Source organism: Campylobacter sp. P0109, assembly GCF_002138755.1.
GTDB classification, from domain to species: Bacteria; Campylobacterota; Campylobacteria; order Campylobacterales; family Campylobacteraceae; genus Campylobacter; species Campylobacter devanensis.
Genome location: NZ_MJKK01000016.1, coordinates 1 through 3,260, shown reverse-complemented (window position 1 = coordinate 3,260; position 3,260 = coordinate 1). Strand labels below are relative to the sequence as shown.

The following is a 3,260-nucleotide window of genomic DNA, read 5'->3' as shown; positions in this document are numbered from 1 at the left end:
AACTTTTCCTTTGTGTTAAGATTTCCCTATAAAACTTAAATCCATTTAGGGGTTGTTTTTATTATATCGAACCAAATATTAAAAAGTTTATATATGGGGGGGGGATTTTGATAAATTTGAAGAAAATATTGCAAATTTTTAATAAATTTGAGAAATTTATAAAATTTAGATTAGATATTGTAGTTTTATGACTTGGGTATTTTATAATTTTTAGAGTGGAATTTAGATTGGATTGGGTGAGATATTAAATATTATGGGGGTGTAATTTATTTGAGGGGATGGAGTAAAAATATATTAAAAAAGCAACTTTGAATTTAATTTATGCTAAAATTTGAAAATTTAACCATTTTAAGGATATTTATGCAAGTTTCAAAATATAACGCAAGCGGTAATGATTTTGTTATTTTCCAAGCCATTGATAATGCTAAATTTGCTGCAAGTAACCGCTCGGAACTAGCTGTGCGTCTTTGCGATAGATTTAGTGGAGTTGGCGCAGATGGAATGATTATTATCAAACAATCAAATAATCAGTGTGATTTTGCGTGGGAGTTTTACAATAGCGATGGAAGCATAGCAGCAATGTGTGGCAACGGTAGTAGGGCCGCTGCACTTTATGCATATAAAAACCAAATTTGTGATGCTGTTTGTACCTTTGAAACTGGTGCTGGAATTATTGGTGCTACCATTGCAAAAGACCATGTCGAAGTCGCTCTAAGCGAGCCAAAAAAGTTAAGCGAACCATTTACTCAAATGGGATTAGAATGGAACTTTTATAATACTGGAGTGCCGCATTTAGTAAGCTTTGTGGATGATTTGGATAAATTTGATCTAGAAATTTGCAAAACTATGCGCCAACAATATAACGCAAATGTAAATTATGCCAAATTTGATGGCCAAAGACTATTAGTGCGTACCTTTGAGCGTGGTGTTGAAAATGAGACAAATGCCTGTGGCACTGGAATGGCAGCTTCGTTTTTTACTGGATTTGAGCGATTTGGACTAAATGATAAAATAGAAGTTATGCCAAGAAGCGGTGAGATTTTAAATCTTAGATTTGATGGAGAGACTATCCATTTTGGTGGAAAAGTAAGCCATATTTTTGATACGGCAATATATTAGAAATTTAGATAAATTTAAGTAAAATTAGCCAAAATGCAAAGGATGAAATTGAAAAATATAAGAGTAGCTCACTCACCAGATGCTGATGATATCTTTATGTATAGCGCTATAAATTTAGGCTGGGTTGGTAGTGAGATTTTGCAGTTTAGCTCTAAAGCTGATGATATAGAGACGCTTAATCAAGCAGCTTTGCGTGGCGAATTTGATGCTACGGCCATTAGTTTTGCTCTTTATCCATTTATAGTTAAAGATTATGCTTTACTACGAACAGCAGTAAGCTTTGGCAATGGATACGGCCCAAAGCTAATTAAGAAAAAACATACAACTCTAAAGCCAAATTTCAAAGTCGCACTAAGCGGACAATACACCACAAATGCTCTACTTTTTAAAATCGCATATCCAAAGGCTAGGATAGTTTATAAGAATTTCTTAGATATCGAAAATGCTGTACTAAGCGGTGAAGTTGATGCTGGCGTGCTAATTCATGAGAGTATTCTTAGCTTTAGTGATGAACTATGCGTAGAGCGTGAAATTTGGGATATTTGGTGTGAACTTAGAGGCGATGATAGTCTGCCATTACCACTTGGTGGTATGGCTCTTAGACGCAGTCTGCCGCTAAGTGATGCTATAGAGTGCGAATCGGTACTGACAAAGGCCGTACAAATCGCACACGATAATAAAAAAATATTAAGCTCTATGTTATTAGAGCGTAAGCTAGTGCGTGTAGATGATACAAATTTGCAAAAGTATCTAGGGCTTTATGCAAATGCTGAATCTATCAGTATGAGCGATCTTCAGCTGCGTGCAGTAGATAGGCTTTTTGAAATCGGATATGAGAATGGGGTTTATTCAAATTTAATCAAATCTCAGCCAAATCTCATACCAACTGAGTATCTAAATAGTAGGAATAGCTAATGCAAGGCGATCTAATCGGTCTAGGCGTTGAGACCTTTAAACTAGCACTAATGATTAGTCTGCCTATGCTTATGGCTGGATTGGTAGCTGGTTTGCTAATTAGCATTTTTCAAGCTACTACACAGATTAACGAGATGACGCTAAGCTTTGTACCAAAGATAATTTTGGTTGTGGTGGTAATAATCTTTTTAATGCCGTGGATGATGGGGCAAATGATTGATTTTACTGAACGAATATTAAATATGATACCAACATTTATCCAATGAAAATTGATTTTAGTAAGTACAGCTCAGTACGCATTGGTGGGATTTTTGATGTAGAAGTGCTAGATAAAATGCGTGAGTTTGATGGAGTGATAATTGGCGGAGCAAATAATTTGCTAATCTCGCCAAATCCACCTAAAATGGGGATTTTAGGAAGCGAATTTGACTATATCAAACTAGAAAATGGCGTACTAAAAATTGGCGCTAAAACTCCAAGCTCAAAAATATATAAATTTACTAAAGATAACAATATTGGCGGCTTTGAATTTGTTAAAAAAATTCCTGGAACCCTTGGTGGAATGATAAAGATGAATGCTGGAGTAAAAGAGTATGAGATTTCAAATTTGCTCTTAAATATCACAACATCTAAAGGAGTAACACTAGCTAATGAGTGTGGATTTAGCTACCGCCACTCAAATATTGATGGAGTGATATTTGAGGCTAGTTTTAAAATTATACGCGAATTTGATGAAGTTCTAAGCAATAAACTCAATCAAAAGCGCTCCAATCAGCCAAAAGGTGCGAGCTTTGGCTCATGCTTTGCCAATCCTGCTGGCGATCATGCTGGGCGACTTTTAGAGGCTGCTGGAATGAAAGGCTATAGGATCGGTGGATGCGGCTTTAGCGAAATTCATGCAAATTTTTTAATCAATTATGGCAGTGGAAGCTTTAATGATGCAATAGAGTTGATAAATTTAGCCAAAAACCGTGTAGCTGAGCTTTTTGGTATAGAGTTGCGTTGCGAGGTTGTGATCTTATAGGATTAATGGTTTTTAGATATTTTAGTAATATTTAGAGTATTATTTTTGTATTTTTAGTAATTTTTATCAATTACCCTAATTTATAAATCCATTTTAATTGATCATATAAAAAACTTGATATATTGTATATAAACCCTCGCAATGACTAAGCATTGCGAGTAAATTTAAGCTATTAAAGATTTTAATTTAAGCTACTGTAGTA

Annotated in this window: 4 protein-coding genes; all 4 read left to right on the top strand. The window is 34.8% G+C overall.

The window, feature by feature from the left end:
* The first annotated feature begins 360 nt into the window (after positions 1-360).
* From dapF to CIGNP109_RS08245, 4 genes are read left to right on the top strand one after another with little or no spacing between them, the layout of a single operon-like run.
* On the top strand, positions 361-1,119 hold the full coding sequence (gene dapF, locus CIGNP109_RS08260; RefSeq protein ID WP_086225702.1) for a diaminopimelate epimerase: 759 nt from the start codon (positions 361-363) through the stop codon (positions 1,117-1,119).
* Positions 1,120-1,161: 42 nt separating this feature from the next.
* Entirely contained in the window at positions 1,162-2,034 is an 873-nt protein-coding gene (locus CIGNP109_RS08255; RefSeq protein ID WP_086228903.1) for a menaquinone biosynthesis family protein, read from the top strand.
* The gene (fliQ, locus tag CIGNP109_RS08250; RefSeq protein ID WP_086227385.1) at positions 2,034-2,300 is read left to right on the top strand and encodes a flagellar biosynthesis protein FliQ; all 267 of its coding nucleotides are present in this window, start codon (positions 2,034-2,036) and stop codon (positions 2,298-2,300) included. The genes CIGNP109_RS08255 and fliQ overlap by 1 nt, the downstream gene beginning before the upstream one ends.
* The gene (locus CIGNP109_RS08245; RefSeq protein ID WP_086228902.1) at positions 2,297-3,058 is read left to right on the top strand and encodes a UDP-N-acetylmuramate dehydrogenase; all 762 of its coding nucleotides are present in this window, start codon (positions 2,297-2,299) and stop codon (positions 3,056-3,058) included. Before fliQ ends, CIGNP109_RS08245 begins: the two co-directional genes overlap by 4 nt.
* The last annotated feature ends 202 nt before the right edge of the window (positions 3,059-3,260 follow it).

Bases quoted from the DNA above. Each gene is read 5' to 3' on its own strand.
- fliQ (WP_086227385.1), top strand. From the start codon at position 2,034: ATGCAAGGCGATCTAATCGGTCTAGGCGTTGAGACCTTTAAACTAGCA.
- dapF (WP_086225702.1), top strand. From the start codon at position 361: ATGCAAGTTTCAAAATATAACGCAAGCGGTAATGATTTTGTTATTTTC.
- CIGNP109_RS08245 (WP_086228902.1), top strand. From the start codon at position 2,297: ATGAAAATTGATTTTAGTAAGTACAGCTCAGTACGCATTGGTGGGATT.
- CIGNP109_RS08255 (WP_086228903.1), top strand. From the start codon at position 1,162: ATGAAATTGAAAAATATAAGAGTAGCTCACTCACCAGATGCTGATGAT.